The 18,240-nt window shown below is 31.1% G+C and carries 12 protein-coding genes and 1 pseudogene; 6 read left to right on the top strand and 7 right to left on the bottom strand.

Annotated elements, in window-relative coordinates; all coding sequences use genetic code 11:
• The first annotated feature begins 30 nt into the window (after positions 1-30).
• The 3 genes and pseudogenes from AC1EUV_RS00065 (at position 31) to AC1EUV_RS00055 (ending at position 3,990) form a co-directional block, all read left to right on the top strand.
• Positions 31-1,301: pseudogene (locus AC1EUV_RS00065) on the top strand (DUF2851 family protein).
• A gap of 103 nt (positions 1,302-1,404) precedes the next feature.
• The gene (locus tag AC1EUV_RS00060; RefSeq protein WP_480196610.1) at positions 1,405-2,232 is read left to right on the top strand and encodes a M57 family metalloprotease; all 828 of its coding nucleotides are present in this window, start codon (positions 1,405-1,407) and stop codon (positions 2,230-2,232) included.
• Positions 2,233-2,328: 96 nt separating this feature from the next.
• Entirely contained in the window at positions 2,329-3,990 is a 1,662-nt protein-coding gene (locus AC1EUV_RS00055) for a L,D-transpeptidase family protein (protein WP_480196609.1), read from the top strand.
• Here the strand turns inward: AC1EUV_RS00055 and AC1EUV_RS00050 are convergent.
• From AC1EUV_RS00050 to uvrA, 7 genes are all read right to left on the bottom strand, one after another.
• Positions 3,987-4,724 (bottom strand): murein L,D-transpeptidase catalytic domain family protein, encoded by a 738-nt coding sequence (locus tag AC1EUV_RS00050; RefSeq protein WP_480196608.1) that lies wholly within the window; start codon positions 4,722-4,724, stop codon positions 3,987-3,989. The genes AC1EUV_RS00055 and AC1EUV_RS00050 overlap by 4 nt on opposite strands.
• A 125-nt stretch (positions 4,725-4,849) precedes the next feature.
• A complete protein-coding gene (locus tag AC1EUV_RS00045; RefSeq protein ID WP_480196607.1) occupies positions 4,850-5,506 on the bottom strand; it encodes a tRNA (guanine-N1)-methyltransferase in 657 nt (218 codons plus the stop codon).
• Positions 5,507-5,587: 81 nt separating this feature from the next.
• On the bottom strand, positions 5,588-8,002 hold the full coding sequence (locus AC1EUV_RS00040) for an alpha-ketoacid dehydrogenase subunit alpha/beta (RefSeq protein ID WP_480196606.1): 2,415 nt from the start codon (positions 8,000-8,002) through the stop codon (positions 5,588-5,590).
• A 187-nt stretch (positions 8,003-8,189) separates the two neighbouring features.
• Positions 8,190-10,952 carry a gluzincin family metallopeptidase gene (locus AC1EUV_RS00035; protein WP_480196605.1) on the bottom strand — a complete coding sequence of 921 codons (2,763 nt, stop codon included), beginning with the start codon at positions 10,950-10,952 and terminating at the stop codon, positions 8,190-8,192.
• A 37-nt stretch (positions 10,953-10,989) separates the two neighbouring features.
• Entirely contained in the window at positions 10,990-12,255 is a 1,266-nt protein-coding gene (locus AC1EUV_RS00030) for a T9SS type A sorting domain-containing protein (protein WP_480196604.1), read from the bottom strand.
• A 15-nt stretch (positions 12,256-12,270) separates the two neighbouring features.
• The gene (locus tag AC1EUV_RS00025; RefSeq protein WP_480196603.1) at positions 12,271-12,996 is read right to left on the bottom strand and encodes an LOG family protein; all 726 of its coding nucleotides are present in this window, start codon (positions 12,994-12,996) and stop codon (positions 12,271-12,273) included.
• 29 nt (positions 12,997-13,025) lie between these two features.
• Positions 13,026-15,851 (bottom strand): excinuclease ABC subunit UvrA, encoded by a 2,826-nt coding sequence (gene uvrA, locus AC1EUV_RS00020; RefSeq protein WP_480196602.1) that lies wholly within the window; start codon positions 15,849-15,851, stop codon positions 13,026-13,028.
• Positions 15,852-15,987: 136 nt separating this feature from the next.
• Here uvrA and AC1EUV_RS00015 point away from each other — a divergent pair, with 136 nt between their 5' ends.
• Genes AC1EUV_RS00015 through AC1EUV_RS00005 form a run of 3 tightly spaced genes read left to right on the top strand, consistent with a single transcriptional unit; the run spans position 15,988 to position 18,120 of the window.
• The gene (locus AC1EUV_RS00015; RefSeq protein WP_480196601.1) at positions 15,988-16,215 is read left to right on the top strand and encodes a PspC domain-containing protein; all 228 of its coding nucleotides are present in this window, start codon (positions 15,988-15,990) and stop codon (positions 16,213-16,215) included.
• A 4-nt stretch (positions 16,216-16,219) separates the two neighbouring features.
• Positions 16,220-17,218 carry a potassium channel family protein gene (locus AC1EUV_RS00010; RefSeq protein ID WP_480196600.1) on the top strand — a complete coding sequence of 333 codons (999 nt, stop codon included), beginning with the start codon at positions 16,220-16,222 and terminating at the stop codon, positions 17,216-17,218.
• A complete protein-coding gene (locus AC1EUV_RS00005; RefSeq protein ID WP_480196599.1) occupies positions 17,218-18,120 on the top strand; it encodes an SDR family oxidoreductase in 903 nt (300 codons plus the stop codon). The genes AC1EUV_RS00010 and AC1EUV_RS00005 overlap by 1 nt, the downstream gene beginning before the upstream one ends.
• Positions 18,121-18,240: the final 120 nt, after the last annotated feature.

Below are 18,240 nucleotides of genomic sequence, written 5' to 3'. Positions count from 1 at the left end.
AAAATTTATGTATTTTAACCTGAAAATACTATGAAAGAGAACTTTCTACATTACATCTGGCGGTTCAAATTATTCTCCTTATCGGAATTATCAACTTCGAATCATATGCCAATCGTTATTGATAATGTTGGTTCAAAAAATCTAAATTCTGGTCCAGACTTTTTTAATGCTCAAATTACTATCGATGATCAGAAATGGGCTGGCAATGTTGAAATACATGTAAAATCGTCTGATTGGTATGTGCATGGTCACGAAAAAGATATTAATTATGATACTATAATTTTACATGTCGTTTGGGAAAACGATGTGCCTATTTATAGAAAGGATAATACCTTGTTGCCAACTCTAGAATTAAAATCATTGGTAAAAAAAGATCTTCTCAATAATTACCAAAACTTATTTTCGAAAGAACCAAAATGGATTAACTGTCAGGATGATATTGCTAACGTAGATCATTTTTTGATTACTAATTGGCTGGAACGATTGTATTTAGAACGGCTAGAGCAAAAGTCTTTGATAATTGTAGAATTATTAGAAAAATCTAATTATGATTGGGAAGCTGTCTTATTTCAATTACTAGCAAAGAATTTTGGCTTAAAGGTGAATGGTGAAGCTTTCTTCGACTTAGCTAGAAGCTTTGAGTTTTCTGTATTGAGAAAAGAATGGAATGATCAGATAAGTCTAGAAGCACTGTTTTATGGTCAGTCTAAATTACTAGATAAAGAAATAGAAGATACGTATTATAAAAAACTAAAAACAGAGTATCATTATTTAGTAAAGAAGCATCAGTTAAAATCATTAACAACAATGGTGTTCAATTTTTTCGGCTAAGACCTAATAATTTTCCTACAATTCGATTATCGCAATTAGCAAGCTTATACAATAACAATCAAAGTTTGTTTTCTAGAGTGATTCAAATTAACACTATTGAAGATTATTACGATTTATTTTCAGTTACGGCTTCAACTTTTTGGGACACACATTACTCCTTCGATGCAACGTCGAAGAAAAGAGTCAAGCGGGTTTCAAGATCACTAATTGATTTGTTATTAATAAACACTATTATTCCTTTAAAATTTGTTTACCTAAAACATATTGGGAAATTAAATGATAATATTCTTTTTCAATTAGTTAAAAGTATTAAAGCCGAAAAGAATTCGATTATAGAAAAGTTTTCAAAGCTTAAAATAAAAGCTCCTTCCGCTTTAAAGTCACAGGCATTACTACAGCTAAAGGATCAATACTGCGATAGGCAAAATTGTCTAAAATGCAATATTGGTAATGGAATATTAAAGAAATAATAATATTTTGAATATTTTATTGATTTAAGTATGTATTTTTTTAAATAAAAATGTATATTCGTCAAATTTTTAACTTAATATTAACAAAAATTCAAAATTTAAAATGAAAAAAACGAATTTATTTACCAAGATTTTCTCCCTATTGATTTTATCTTGTTTAACAGTAATTGTCGCTTGTAACACAGATAGTACCTCTATCGAAACGGAAATTCCTAAAGATGCTTTAGCCAAACTTGAAAAGATGCATTTCGATGTGTCAAATGCGAAAGCAATGAATTTTATGGATGAAGATGGAATAGCAGTAGAAGACATGTTCTTTACTTTAGAACAGATTGATGAGATGACTCCATTTACAAAACAGTATAGAACAACTAATATTGTAAGAGTTAGAGGTGGTTCTAGAAATATTACTATGAGTGTAGATCCTGACCTAGGACAACTGGGGTCTGATGCTTTAGATGCAACTATTGCGATGTATAATGCTGAAAACTTAGATATAACTTTTAGTAGAGTTGCTTTTGGATTAAAAGGAAAAAGAAAAGCAAATATTGAAGTAACAGAATTCTATGAATTAGAATCTGGTGGGTTCATTACTTTGGGTAGAGCCGCTGGCTTCCCAACGAGAAAAGGTGATCCTGCAAAAGGATTTGGTATAAATAGTAGATGGTTTGAACTTTCAATTGCTCCAGATGTAGCAGAATTGGCAGGAACAATGGCTCATGAAGTTGGACACTGTATAGGTTTCCGTCATACTGACTATCAAACGAGAGAAAGCTGTGGGTCTAACGTAAATGAAGGTAGTGCAGGTGTTGGTGCAATTCATATTGCCGGAACTCCAACAGGGTCTGACACAAATTCATTAATGCAATCTTGTGGTCCAGCAATTACTTTTAATAATAATGATAGAACTGCTTTAAACGTTTTATACTAAAAAGCACTCTATATTTGAAATATTTTCATGAAAGCTGCCTTTTGGCAGCTTTTTTGTATATTTAAAATAACCGAAAATTGAAAAAGAATGAAAGCTATGAAGAATACTCTACTCTATAGCTATGTTTTGTTGTTACTATTTTCTTGTGCAAAAGATTTGAAAAAAGAAGCTCCTTTTGTAGAAAAAGTTGACTATAAGAAAGAATTACAAGCTTTTTTTAAAACAAATTTTAATGTTTTAGATAGTGCTCAAATTATTCAAAAAGTAGCTCTAGAAAACATAAGTGAAATCAATGATTTTTACAGAGAAGTATCTCATGAGCCTATTTGGATAAATGACTCGATTGAGTTAAGTAATAAAGGGTCAATTTTACTAAAAAAACTAGCTGATGCCAAAGAATATGGGCTATTTTCTGCGTTATATGCCACCGATCTATTGAATAAAATTAAAGGTGAATTATCTAGCGAAAAAAGTAAGAAAGAACGTTATAGAATTGCTTCAGAATTAGAGTTATTGCTTACTAACTCATATATGCTTTTTGGAAAACATTTAAATTATGGCTTTTTAGATACAATAGATTCTATTACTGTTTTACCTAGAAAACAATTTAAAATTGATCTTTCTGATCATATGATAGAGTCTCAGAAAAAGAATAATTTGATAGGGGGGCTTTTGGAGCTACAGCCTAAAGAAAAAGCCTATAAAGAATTGCAAGTGCAATTAAGTAATTTTCTAAAAAATTCTTCATTAAGTGATAAAAATATTAAAGTTGTAAACTTTAGAATAGATTCAATTAAGTCAATAAATCAGGCTAAAAAAGCACTGTTGCATCATAGATATTTAGACTCTATATCTAATGATTCGGTTTTTATGATTTCATTAAAAAAATTTCAAAAAGAACACGGTTTAAAAGCAGATGGCAAGATTGGTAATAACACAGCTAAGGCTTTATCAAAAAGCCCGTATCATTATTACCAAACCATGTCAGCAAATTTAGAACGCTGGCGTTGGAAAGAGAAACTACCAAAAGACTATTTATTTGCTAACATACCGGCATATCAGTTAGAAATTTATGAGAATAATATTCTTAGGTACAAACATAATACAGTAATTGGTAAGTATGAATCACAAACACCAGAGATTCGAGATTCTTTAAAGGTTATTGTAGCTTATCCGTATTGGTATGTTCCAAAAAAGATATCGTTAGAAGAAGTTCTAGTAAAGACGCAAAAAGATTCAACCTATTTTGAGCGAAATAATTTTGAAGTAATTACCTACAGAAAAGATTCTGTAGATTTCAATAGTTTAAACTGGGATGAAATAAATCAAGGGAAGTTTAATTACTTAGTCAGGCAAAAAGGTGGAGGTTCAAATTCTCTAGGATTGGTGAAATTTATTTTTCCGAATAAACACGCGATCTATTTACACGATACTCCTGCCAAAGGATTATTTTATAAAGAGAAAAGAGATTATAGTCATGGATGCGTTAGAGTGCATAATGCTATGAAATTAGCTGATTATATTTTAGAATATGACGAGAATGAAAGAACTATTGATAGCGTAAAACAATACATTAAGGGTAAAAAGGAAAAGACTATTAAATTAAATAAGAGATTGCCAGTTTTATTATATTACTTTACAGCTAAAGTAGATGAAGATGGTCAACTAATTTTCTATCAAGATGTTTATAATACTGATAAGCTAATTGTAGAACAAATGGAAAATATAAAAAATGAATACGCTAGTAGGCTAAACTAGACGTTTTGTAAAATGCTAATGTTGGCATTTACTAATTTAGATTTTGCTAAGTAGGTTTTTTGAGGGTAATAAATAAATAAACAACTACCTTTTTTTATTTTTTCAATGATTTCTAGATATCCTTCTTTTGGTAATGAAGGACATCCATAACTTCTACCTAATCGTCCTTGTTTTTTCACGAAGTCCTTACCAGCATAATCTGCAGCATGTATAACGATAGCACGTTTTCTAGCATTACTGTTAGAGTATTCTAATCCGTCTAAACGAAGAGAAAATCCATGCTTACCATTATAAGTTTCAGCGGTTTTATAAAAACCTAAACTACTTTGATGGCTGTTGATCTTGTTTGAGAATTTTTTTGCAAATTCTAAACCAGAATTTCTGCCATGTGCCACCAAGCTTTTATGAACTAGTTGCTGGTTCTCTGTATCAACAATAAAAAGGCGCTGTTCTTTAGACGATTTACTAAAATCAATAATAGTTAAATATTTCAAATTACTTAACTTATCGCCTTTCTGTAACTTCATAAATCCTTTCAACGCAAACTTAAAAACTTCAAAGTTAAGCTCATCTGTTTTAAGGTTATTGTAAAAAATAGATGTATGATCTTCAAAAGAGATTTCAGTTTTCACCTGTTTAGTTACAGGAATTTCCTTTGCTGGAATCTCTATCCAGGCATAAGTAGGTGATATTAATAAGAATATAACTGCTAAAAATAGTCCTTTACCTTTCATTCTACATAAGGTTTCAATCGATTCATAATTTCAAAAGGGAGTTTGTGTTTTGCACACAAAGACTAATAACAGTTTAATTTTTAATTTATTGCATTTAATTAATGAAAGCATAAAAAAAGGATAGTTTATTTACTACCCTTTTTAGTTTCTTGCTTTGCATATTTTTGCTTGTTAAGCTCATCTTGCAGTTCGCGTCGTAGTTTTTGCTCACGTTCTAAAGCACGTTGCCTGTGACTTTCGTACTCTTCTTCGATCTCAACTTTAGCTTTATTTGCATCGATAGTGATGGCATTACTTCGTTTAAATCTCCCTATAAAAATCGCCAGTAGAACAGATAATGCAGCAATAATTGACCATAGTAAAGTGTTATAGCCGGCTTTACTCATAGGTATCCCTACAAATTTAATACTATCTTTCTCTTGAGTTACAGAACTGAGATTTTCATTTGTTTTACCAAGATCTGTTTTTAAAGTCTCAATCTCATTTTTTTGAGTCGCAATTGTGGTATTAGCTTGAACAAATTTTGCTCTTGCATTTTTTAACGAGTCAACAACGTTTCCTTTAAATTTATAAAGGTCATTTACTTTAATGGTTTTATATCTTAATCCTGTTTTAGGATCAGTCCATCTAAATGACTTTTTAAACATATAATCAAATTGACTCTCTAAGGTACCTGAATTCAATGAAGCTTTAACTTCTTGAGTTTGGTCACTTTGAGCGCTTAAGGTTAATGAAATGAAAAGTAGGGTAAGAACTGAGATTATTAACTTAGCTCGCATCATTTAATTAAAATTTGGATTATTTTTCAGATGACAAAAGTAATTAATTCTAAATTAGATTACTATTATATTAAAAAAAGATTTTTAATATAGATTCTTATACTTTATAGGATTTAACTCATGCATTAAATTATAAATTCCTTCAAAAATATCCTCAATAGAAGGTTTAGAAAAGTAATCACCATCTGTTCCATAAGCGGTTCTGTGATCTTTAGCTGTTATAGTTATAGGTTGACTATCTAGATATTGATATCCTTTTTGTTTATTTAGTACTTGATCTAGCAAATATGCCGAAGCACCTCCAGGAACATCTTCATCCACTATAGCGAGTCTATTCGTTTTTTCTAAACTTTTAACGACATCATTATTAAGATCAAAAGGAAGTAAACTTTGAGCGTCAATAATTTCAATATCTATTTCAACCTGGGCTAGCTCTTTTGCCGCTTCTTCAACTAATTTCAAGGTAGAACCATAAGATATTACGGTAACATCAGCACCTTCTTTTATTGTTTCTACAACACCAATTGGGGTTCTAAATTCACCTAAATTAGTTGGCAGCCTTTCTTTTAAACGATATCCGTTAAGGTTTTCTACAATAAGGGCAGGTTCGTCACTTTCTAATAATGTATTGTAAAACCCTGCGGCTTTGGTCATATTTCTCGGTGTCAAAATATACATACCTCTTAAGAGATGAAGCACGGCTCCCATATGAGAACCTGCATGCCAAATACCTTCTAAGCGATGCCCTCTTGTTCGAACAATTAATGGTGCTTTTTGTTTTCCTAAAGTGCGATATCGTAAGGTTGCTAGATCATCACTTAAAATTTGTATTCCGTAAAGTAAATAATCTAAATATTGAATTTCGGCAATAGGTCTTAGGCCTCTCATGGCCATTCCGATACCTTGCCCCATAATTGTAGCTTCACGGATGCCTGTATCTGCCACTCTTAACTCGCCATGTTTTTCTTGTAACCCTTCTAAACCTTGATTTACATCACCAATATATCCAGCATCTTCACCAAAAATGACAATATCTTCGTTTTTATTGAGTAGTGTATCAAAATTATCTCTTAAAATAACTCTAGCGTCTACAGTTTCATCTGTATCGGTATATTTTGGTAATACTTCTTTAACCGCAGTTGCCTTATTTTCGTTTTCACTAAATAGATGTGTGCTATACTGCTCAAAACCTATGCGTAGGTAGTCTTGTATCCATCTTTGAAGTTGTTGCTTCTCTTCAAATTGCTCTTCTCTAAGGTAAATTAGAATTCTTCTTGCTATAGAAAGAACATCTTTTTTAGATGGTTCATTAATTGATTCTAATTGGTTCTTTAGTTTTGTTATAAAAACAGCATTTGAGCTTTTAGAATGAACACGATCTACTAGTTGTTTAAGTTCTTGTTGTTTATCTCTAATTGGCTTTAGATAAGCTGTCCAAGCTTCTCTTTTGGCTTGACTTACTTCTTTTTTTGCCGCTTTTTCTAAAGTAATAATTTCCTCTTCGTTTTCAAAAACACTAACAATCCATTCTCGCATTTTAGCATTGCAATCATGTTCTTTTTCCCATTGTAATCTTTCCGATGTTTTGTAACGTTCATGAGATCCAGAAGTAGAGTGACCTTGAGGTTGCGTTAATTCTTTTACATGTATGAGCACAGGAACATGTTCTTTTCTTGCTACATCTGAAGCTTGATTGTAAACATCTATTAATTTAGAGTAATCCCATCCGTTTACAACAAAGATTTCATAGCCAAGATTATTCTCGTCACGTTTAAATCCTTTTAATATTTCGGAAATATTTTCTTTGGTAGTTTGATATTTTGCTGGTACAGAAATTCCGTATTCATCATCCCATATGCTAATCACCATTGGCACTTGTAAAACACCAGCTGCATTAAAAGTTTCAAAGAATAAACCTTCAGAAGTACTGGCATTACCTATTGTACCCCATGCAATTTCATTACCATTGTCTGATAGTGTAGTTTTGTTTTTTAAGCCGTCTATATTTCTAAACATTTTTGAAGCTTGAGCCAAACCTAGTAAACGAGGCATTTGCCCAGCAGTAGGAGAAATATCCGCACTTACATTTTTTTGTTGCATTAAATTTTTCCAACTACCATCTTTGTTAATGGTATGCGTCATAAAGTGACCACCCATTTGCCTACCCGCAGATTGAGGGTCCGCTTTTATGTTAGTATGTGCATAGAGTCCAGCAAAAAATTGTCGAGGTGTTAATTCGCCAATAGCCATCATAAAAGTTTGATCTCTATAATAACCAGAACGCCAATCACCATTTTTAAAAGCTTTGGCCATTGCCAATTGAGGAACTTCTTTACCATCACCAAAAATTCCAAACTTAGCTTTGCCAGTTAAAACTTCACGTCTACCTAAAAGACTACATTCTCTACTAATTACAGCAGTTTTATAATCTTCTATGATTTCTCTTTTAAACTCTTCGTATGATAGCTTTTCTTGAGAATCAATTAATTTTTCTGACATGAATTTGGATTTTTAACAGTTTTGCAAAGGTAGCTTATTTATAAGAAAACTAAAAATAAAGCCTTAGAATTGAGAAATTGATAAATTATATAAAAAAACAGTTATTTTTTTATCAAAAATTCAAAATCTTTGTAAAATAATTAATTGATTTTCTGTCTTTTACTGAAAAATAATTGGATACTTAACTTTAGAAAAATCCTCTCTTAATAAAATTGTAAATTTTCCCAGGCTCTAAGGTGATTACAAATCTAATTTTAGTATCATAATTATCTAAAGAAGGCTCAAAACCTAAACTTGACTGTAATGGAAAGTATATTTCAAAAAAATCTTGTACAAGATTTAAACGGATACCACTGTCGTATTTAAATTGCACATCTTGATTTCTGTTTTTATAAAAACCTGCATCGGCATAGGCTTCAATCCACCTCCAAATACCAATGCTTCCGTTAGCTGTTACCATCCATTGATTTGCAAAGCTATTTTCAAACTGTGATTTAAAACCTCCTTCAGCAATAATAATTTGTTGGCTTAAAAAACCAGACTGCTCAGATCTTCCTAAATAATTATAATCAAATAAGTAATCTGAAGGTCTATCTAATGAAAAGCTAAAGAAGTCACCTTGTGTTTCATTATGTAAGAAGGTTCCGACAAATAAGCGTAGGTCATATTGTCTATTAGAATTTAAAAGCTTTCGATAACGAAAGTTAAATGAAACTCTACTAAAGTTCTTAGATAACTGAAAATCTGTTGAATAACCAATTCCTTTTATGATATCAGGTTTAAAAGCTCCAAATCGTAAGTTTAGCACATTGTAGCTATCAGATTCTAAATCTGGGGAATTAGGTTCGGTTTCTCGATCTACTAATACATATCTTGCAAAAAAAGATTTACTACCAACATCTCTCAAACTTTTTCTTTTAAACTCTATAGCTATAAAAGGTGTGAATCTAGTATATGAAAGCTCAGGAGCATATTGAAAAGTACTACCTCCAAAACCAATTCGATATCTGTACACTTGTGTTTTTTCAGGCAAAGTTTCATAAACCAAAGAAAAAGAGCCAGATAATTGATTACTTTTTAATCCATATGTTGGTGTAATCTTATATAACCACTTTTTCTTGAATAATGCTTCATTATATAGACGAGGACCAATTAATAAACCATCATAAAAATTATAATCTACAAAAACATTGTAGAATGCTTGATTGTAAAATGGGTTCTCTATGTCTTTAAAAAAACGAAGTTGAATGGGCTTGTTGAAGATTCCGTTTAAGTTTTTCCAGTTGTCTCTTAAGTTTAATTCAGGATATTGGTAATCATAATTTAAGGCGAGTTTTGTATAGTCTCCTTTAGCAATTTTAATAATGCTTGTAGTATCGATTGGTTCTAGCCATTTTTTAAAAACTGTTTCTTTGTCTTTGACTCCATAGAGCGCAATTGGAGCTGAAAAATTTCGCTTATTCTTGATTGTAATTTCAATTGAATCCGCTGACTTTTTCACTTTAGAAATGGTATAGTCTATTTTCTTTTTAGAATTAATATAATCACCAAAAAACCAACTTAAATTCTTAGAGGTTTTAGCTGTTAAGAGTTCTTTAAAAGTAATACTTGGAGTTTCTCTTAATAGATTTTCTTGATAATATTTTTTAATACTTTTTTGAACAATATTATTTTGTAAATACTCATCTAAATAGCGTAATCCAATACCAGCTTTATATTTGTTTACAATTTTTCTATTAAAATTTGATAGAGAATCCTGGCTTGTTGTTAAAGCCTGATCAAAGTTTTTACGAGCTGAAAATTGGTATACAAAAGGATATTTTTCGTTAAAATCTAGTTTTGCAATATTATAACTTCTTACGCCCCATATTTTAGAAATATTACCCATGGCTTTAATTTCTGGATAATATTTTTCAACGTATTGCATCATCAAATAAGTTTGTATACCGTCTAGTAACCAAACATCTTTTCGTCTATTAACAAGTAAAGTGTTCTCTAGATATTTTCTAGTTAATACTTTAAACATTTTAATATCCCATTCAAATACACCTGTAAATGGATTGAATATTTTCGGCAATTGATTTAACCCATAAATAGGATTTTTTTCGTAAGAGATTTTATTGATAAATAGTTTTTTATGTGGGTATTTACCTAAATGCTCTTTAATGAAAAGTAATTGGCGATTAAGAACATCTCTCTTAATAGTATCTTGTAATAAAGTTCCATTAAGATTGGTGATAACATCAAGATCGTCTGTTTTGAATTTTTTAAAATCGTTTAAAATGGAAATATTAAGCTCAGGATTCACACGATTTTTACCTTTTAACGTGTGGATTGTGAGTGGAGGCGAAGCAGTTTTTACTTGGTCCAAATCTGTATTTAATATAATGCCTTCAAATAATTTTAAGTTAATAGCATAATCGGTTGGATGCATATACAGATCATCCATATTTAAATTGCTCATTAACTGCCATTGCCCATTAAATACAACTGGCACAATGTGCCAATGTCTTAAGTTAAACGTATTATTTTTAACACCATATTTTGTAAAACCATCGCTAGGTATTTTTATGGTATATTTGATTTTTATTTCAATTGAATCATGGGCTTTTAATTTTTCATTCAATGCTACTATTATAATATCTTTTGAATGTTCTGGAATAAACCATTTAAGAGGTAGAGCATCGCCTGTAAACTCTTTAATACGTGTATTACCTCTATCTTTACGTTTGGCAAAATATAAGCTTTTGTCGTAGTCTTCTACAAGACGTTTGGCCAATGGAGATTTTCTACCGGTATAGCTATTAGGCCAGTTCAGTAAATAAATAGTATCGAGAGAGACATTACTTTTATTAAAATAAATGATGTCTTGTGCTATTTCTAATTCATGCGTTTTTATTTTTAAAAAAGCATCTATTTTTATCTGATCATTTTGTGTAAATGATTTCAAATAAAAAAATATAAAAAATAATATGATGAACCTTATTCTAATCAATAGCTTTTATAAATTTCAAATGGCTTGGTTTAGAAGAATTATTAATGGCTAAGTAATAGATGCCACTTGTTAGATTAGTTGCATCTAAAGTTATATCATTACTAATCATTGAATTGGTGATACTAATAATTTTTATTTTCTGACCTAAACTATTATAAATAATCAACTTTTCGCCTAACAGTTTGACATCTATTCTTAAAGAAAGTTTATTTTTAATAATATTTCCTTCCGTGAATCGGATGAAATTAGTCAATAAATCTTCATTTTCAACACTAAGTACTTTATCTGTTTGCAATTCTAATATAACAGGTAAATGATCACTCATATTGTACAATGCATTTCTGATAGATTGTGAGTATTTACCAGAGCAACTACTATTGTTAATATTGCCATTATAACAATTACCATTATTCCCAAAAGCTGTGTAAGATTGATCTACATACCTCAAAGATTCATTACCAAGTAGATTTTCTGAAATCATAATAAAATCGAAACGATCGTCTAACCCTCCACCAGCTCCGAATCCACCAAAAGAGCTTGAAGATGTTCTAGTTGATTGCGTATGAATATCGGCAAAAGAAGAATTAGTGTGCCAATTCCCAGGCCTATTTATCGGATCTTTAAGTAGAATAAAATTTGTTGGGTCAATAATTTCTTGGTAACCAGGTTCATTTGAAGTATAAAAATTAAAATCGCCAGCAAACAATACAAAATGATCTTTAGGTACTTGTGCTAAAGCCGTTGTAAAATCGAGTACCATATTTAAACGCAGTTGTTCGTTGCTAGATCCTTGACTTGCCTTTAAATGTGTAACAAACGTATCTATATAAATTGGGTTTGTTTCCGCATCAGGGGTAAGTAATTTAAAAATATAATGGTTTATATCTCGTACAGAAGTAATAACTTCAGATTGACTTTCTAAAGAGAGTTTTTTTGAATTATAAAAAACCAATTGTTGTAAGTCGGCACCACTTGATTGATTGTCTACAAATTTGGCCATTTCATAATTTTCGTCAATGGTTTTTAGTGAGTTGTTTAGTATTGTTAGGGCTCCAATATTTGATTGTAATTCACAAACCAAGAAAATATCTGGTATGGTTTCATCAATAATAGTTTTTAAAATTTGATCGCGATCTGATGGTGGAGCTTCAGGATACTGTAACAAGTTATAGAACATTACTTTTATGTTCTCTTGCGAATAAACAGCTGTATAAAGAAAAACCATCAAAATGATGGTTAATTTTTTCTTGAAACTCATTAGAAAATTTTGCTATTAGAAGTTTGGCTTTAAACTATATTTAGCATAGAATCTATTAAAATGCTCAACAGTTTCATCGGCTGTGTCAACAACTCTAAATAAATTTAAATCTTCTGGACTGACATTAGCATATTTGTCTATTAACACATTTTTTATCCAATCTAAAATACCACTCCAGAACTCTTTCCCAACTAGAATAATCGGAAAACGTCCAATTTTTTTAGTTTGAATAAGCGTCATTGCTTCAAATAATTCATCTAATGTGCCAAAACCACCTGGCATTACTACAAAGCCTTGGGAGTATTTTACAAACATTACTTTACGAACAAAAAAGTAATCAAACTCTAAATTTTTATCTCTATCAATCCATGGATTATCATGTTGTTCAAAAGGTAATTCTATATTTAAACCTACTGAAGTACCTTTACCTCTATGTGCACCTTTATTACCTGCTTCCATAATACCTGGTCCACCTCCAGTGATAACCCCAAATCCATTTTGAGTAAGTTTATAAGCAATTTCTTCAGCAAGTTTGTAATATTCGTGATCTGGTTTTGTTCTGGCTGATCCAAAAATAGAAACACAAGGTCCTATTTTACTTAGTTTTTCGTAACCATCTACAAACTCAGACATAATCTTAAAGATTGCCCATGAGTCGTTCGTCTTTATTTCATTCCAAGTTTTTTGTTGAAGTTTGTCTAAAATTTTTCGTTCCTCTTTGTTATTCGTTGCATTCGTCATTTCTTCTTTTTTTAATGTTAAACAACCGACTAATTTAGTTCTTTTTTAAGAAATTTGGCTGTATAGCTCTTTTTATTCTTTATGATTTCCTCTGGAGTGCCTGTACATAAAACTTCGCCGCCGTTTTTTCCACCTTCTGGACCGATATCAATTATGTGATCGGTTAACTTAATAACATCTAGATTGTGTTCTATAATAAGAACAGTGTTTCCTTTATCAGTTAATTTATTAAGTACTTCCATTAACACTCTTATATCTTCAAAATGTAAACCCGTAGTTGGCTCATCAAGAATATAAAAAGTGTTTCCTGTATCTTTTTTAGATAATTCGGCTGCTAATTTTATACGCTGCGCTTCTCCTCCCGAAAGGGTAGTAGATTGCTGTCCTAATGTAATATAGCCCAGCCCTACATCTTGTATTGTTTTTAGTTTTCTGTAGATTTTTGGTATATGCTCAAAGAAAGCAACACTTTCATTAATGGTCATGTTTAAGACATCAGAAATTGATTTTCCTTTATATCGAATCTCTAATGTTTCTCTATTAAAGCGTTTTCCTTGACACGTTTCACATTCTACATAAACATCAGGTAAAAAGTTCATTTCAATTACGCGTACACCACCACCTTCACAGGTTTCACACCTTCCTGTTTTTACATTAAACGAAAATCGCCCTGGTTTATAACCACGAATCATTGCTTCTGGAGTTTTAGAAAATAGATTTCGTATTTCGCTAAAAACACCGGTATAAGTTGCTGGGTTTGAACGTGGCGTTCTGCCTATTGGAGATTGATTTATCTCTATGATTTTATCAATATGTTCTAATCCTTTAATTGTTTTATATGGTAATGGCTTTTTTACCGATTTGTAAATATGTTGATTTAGAATTGGATATAATGTTTCATTTATTAGGGTAGATTTTCCGCTGCCAGAAACTCCGGTAACGCAAATCATTTTCCCTAAAGGAAACTTTGCAGTTACATCTTTAAGATTATTTCCAGCTGCTCCAGTGAGCATTATATTTTTACCGTTTCCGTTTCTTCTTTTTTTAGGAACTTCAATTTCTAATTTCCCGTTTAGATAATTGGCAGTTAATGTATCACTAGATAGCAATTCTTTAGATGTACCATTGCTGATTATTTCACCACCATGTCTACCAGCTTTGGGACCAATATCAATTACAAAATCAGCATGTTCGATCATGTCTTTATCATGTTCAACAACTAAAACAGAATTTCCAATGTCTCGTAACTTCTGAAGCGAATCAATTAATTTTTGGTTATCGCGCTGATGTAAGCCTATGCTTGGTTCGTCTAAAATATATAAGACACCAACTAATTGAGAACCTATTTGTGTTGCCAGACGAATTCGTTGAGCTTCACCTCCAGAAAGCGTTTTAGAACTTCTATTTAATGTTAAATAATCTAATCCAACATCCAACAAAAACTGAATTCTAGATTGTATTTCTTTTAAAATTTCTGAAGCTATATGTAATTGTTTTTCAGATAGTTTTTCCTTAATAGTTGCAAACCAATTAGCTAGCTGAATAATATCCATGCTCACCATATCTGCAATATTATGACCGTCAATTTTAAAGTTTAAAGCTTCTTTTCTTAGACGAGCACCATTACATTCAGAACAGATGTTTTCATCCATAAATTCTTTGGCCCAACGTTTAATAGATGTTGACTCTGTATTATGATATTGATTTGAAATAAAGTTTATAATTCCTTCAAAATCTATTTCATAATTTCTGGTAATACCAACATCTTTTGAAATTACATCAAACTTTTCATTACCTCCATAAAGAATTATATCTAATGCTTCCTTTTTTATATTTTCTATTGGCGTAGTCATGTTGAATTTATAGCGTTCAGCAATAGTTTCAATTTGTTTAAAAATCCATGAGCTTTTATAATCACCCAAAGGAGCGATACCGCCATTTAAAATAGTGTTCGTTTTATTTGGAATTATTTTATCAATATTCACTTCATTAACTTTCCCTAAACCATTACAGTTAAGACAAGCTCCTTTGGGAGAATTGAAGGAAAAGGTATTGGGTTCAGGTAATGGATATGAAATTCCACTTGAAGGACACATTAAATTTCTACTAAAATAACGCGCCTTTTGTGTATCAGGGTCTAGAACTAATAATACTCCATCACCGTGATACATGGCAGTTTTGATGGTTTCATTTAATCGTTTTTCAGAAGAATTATCAATTTTTAACCGATCAATTACAATTTCTATATCATGCGTTTTATAACGATCTAAACGCATGCCTTTTTCTATTTCTCGTAATTCTCCATCTACTCTAACGCGTAAAAATCCCTGTTTAGATATTTGCTCGAAAAGTTCACGATAATGCCCTTTTCTAGATTTGATAACAGGAGCAAGAATAATGACCTTTTTCTCATCAAAATCTTTTAAAATCAATTCTTGAATTTGCTCATCAGAATAGCTAATCATTTTTTCACCTGTATTGTATGAAAAAGCATCAGCAGCGCGAGCAAAAAGCAATCTTAAAAAATCATAAATTTCCGTGATTGTACCAACTGTAGATCTTGGGTTTTTACTTGTTGTCTTTTGTTCAATAGCGATTACAGGAGATAGTCCATCAATTTTATCGACATCTGGGCGTTCTAATCCACCTAAAAATTGCCTTGCGTAGGCCGAAAAAGTTTCAATATAGCGGCGTTGACCTTCAGCATAAATTGTGTCAAAAGCTAACGAAGATTTTCCACTTCCGCTTAGCCCCGTTATTACTACTAATTTTTCTCGTGGTATTTTTACATCAATGTTTTTTAGATTGTGAACTCTAGCTCCTTGTACCTCAATATATTCCTGCGCGGCGATCATAAATTCATTAAAAAATTGACAAACCACAAAGGTAGAGAATTGCTATGAAAATTTGATTATAAACAACAAAGTATTATTTTAATATTTGGTTAACTTGCACAATAATTTTTAAGTAGTGAAAGTAATTCATTAAGTAGTGAAAGTAATTCATTCTATACGTCATTTTTTTGAACAAAGAGGCTTCGATGTTTCCTCAAGATTTGCTGATAAATTAGGGATGAGAGTTACTAACGTTCGTTTGTTTTTTATTTATATTTCTTTTGTTACTTTAGGTTTTTGGTTTGGTATCTACCTTACCCTGGCTTTTTTGTTAAAGCTAAAAGATATGATTTATACAAAAAGAAGCTCAGTGTTCGATTTATAATTATATGAATGTTTTTCAATCGAAATTATATAAAGCAATAATATTATTTATCGTAGTAATTGTTGTTGGTGTTGCTGGTTATATGTATCTGTCTAGCGATACGTTTATCAATGCCTTATATATGACAGTTATTACTATAACCACAGTCGGTTTTGGCGAGGTACATCCCCTAAGTGAGGAGGAACGATTATTTACAATTTTCTTAATTTTAATGAGTGTTATTACACTTGGATATGTAGCTTCTGTTTTAACAGAATATATTGCTAGTGGTGAGTTATTTCAAAAACTAAAATTTAAAAAAGTGCAAAAGAAGATTCAGAAATTAAATGATCATGCTGTCGTGTGTGGCTATGGGCGTAATGGAAAACAGGCAGTAACAAAGCTCAAAAAATTTGATAAACCATTAGTTATTATTGAAAATAATGAAGATCTCATTGCCGAAATAGAAGCAAAACAATTGTTATATATTAAAGGAGATGCTACTAAAGATGATATTTTAGAGAAGGCGGGTATAAAACAAGCAAAAAGCCTCATTTCAACTTTACCCTCAGATGCAGATAATTTATATGTGGTCTTATCTTCAAGACAATTAAATAAAGATTTAACAATTGTAAGTAGAGCTTCAAATGATTCTTCAGACTCTAAGCTTCGAATAGCTGGCGCAAATAATGTAATTATGCCAGATAAGTTAGGTGGAGACCATATGGCATCATTATTAGTCACTCCAGATATTATTGAGTTCGTAGATATGCTAACAGTAGACGCTCATGATTCTACTTGTTTAAAAGAAATTGCTACCGAAGAATTGCCTAGCGAATATAAATTAAAATCTATTCGAGATCTCGATTTTAGAAAGCAAACGGGTTGTACTATTATAGGATTTAAAACACCTCAGAATGAATACATTGTAAATCCAGAGTCAGATACACAGTTGGTGCCAGATTCTAAGCTTATTGTTCTTGGTAGAGCTGAGCAAATTGCAAAACTCAATACCATATTATAATGTCAAAGATTGTTGTAACCGGCAGTAATGGTTTATTGGGGCAAACGCTTGTTAATTTATTGAGTAAATATAATTTTGAAATTTTTGCGTTTTCACGAGGAGATAATAGAAATATAACTACTGAAAACTATACATATTATAATGTAGATCTAACAGACTTTTCCGAAGTAAAGACAATTTTAAAAAGAGTTGAGCCAGATTTTATTGTTAATACTGCAGCAATGACGCATGTTGATGTATGTGAAGATAATAAAGAGGCTTGTGATATTATAAATGTAGAGCTTGTTAAGCAGTTGGAGGTAATTTGCAAAAAAATTAATGCACACCTTATACATATATCTACAGATTTTATTTTTGATGGTAAAGATGGACCTTATCGGGAAGATGATGTGCCAAATCCGTTGAACTATTACGGTTTATCAAAATTAAAATCAGAAGAAGTGCTTACCAGTTCAACAATCGATTATACTATACTAAGAACAATTCTTGTATACGGCTATGTAAAAGGAATGAGCCGTAATAATATTGTATTATGGATTCGAGATACCGTTTCAGAAAAAAAAGAAGTGACTATTATTGATGATCAATTTCGCATGCCAACTTTAGTCGATGATTTAGCATATGCTTGTTTATTAGCAATACAAAAGAAAGCAATAGGTATATATAATGTATCAAGTAATCAGTTGTTGAGTATATACGATATTGCTATTGAAGTTGCTGATGCTTATGGTTTGGATAAAAATTATATAAAAAAAGTGTCTACTAAAGAGTTAAATCAGCGTGCTCCTCGACCTGTAAAGACAGGATTCGATCTCACAAGGTCTCATAAGCTACTAGACTTCCCACTATTTTCATTTAAAGAGCGGTTGCAATACTTTAAAAATCAATTAGATGCAAACTAATTAAGATTTTAATTTAACTTGTTAATAACTTTCATTTCAAAAAACTTTGGTAAAGTACATTTTTGATGTAAATTTGCAGCTCCTTTTTTCGAAAACGATAAGGTGTGTTCATTGAGTAAA

The sequence above is a fragment of the Maritimimonas sp. 2304DJ26-3 genome (genome assembly GCF_056591635.1).
Note: the sequence above shows the minus strand (reverse complement) of the source record. Positions and strands in the feature narration are given on the sequence as shown.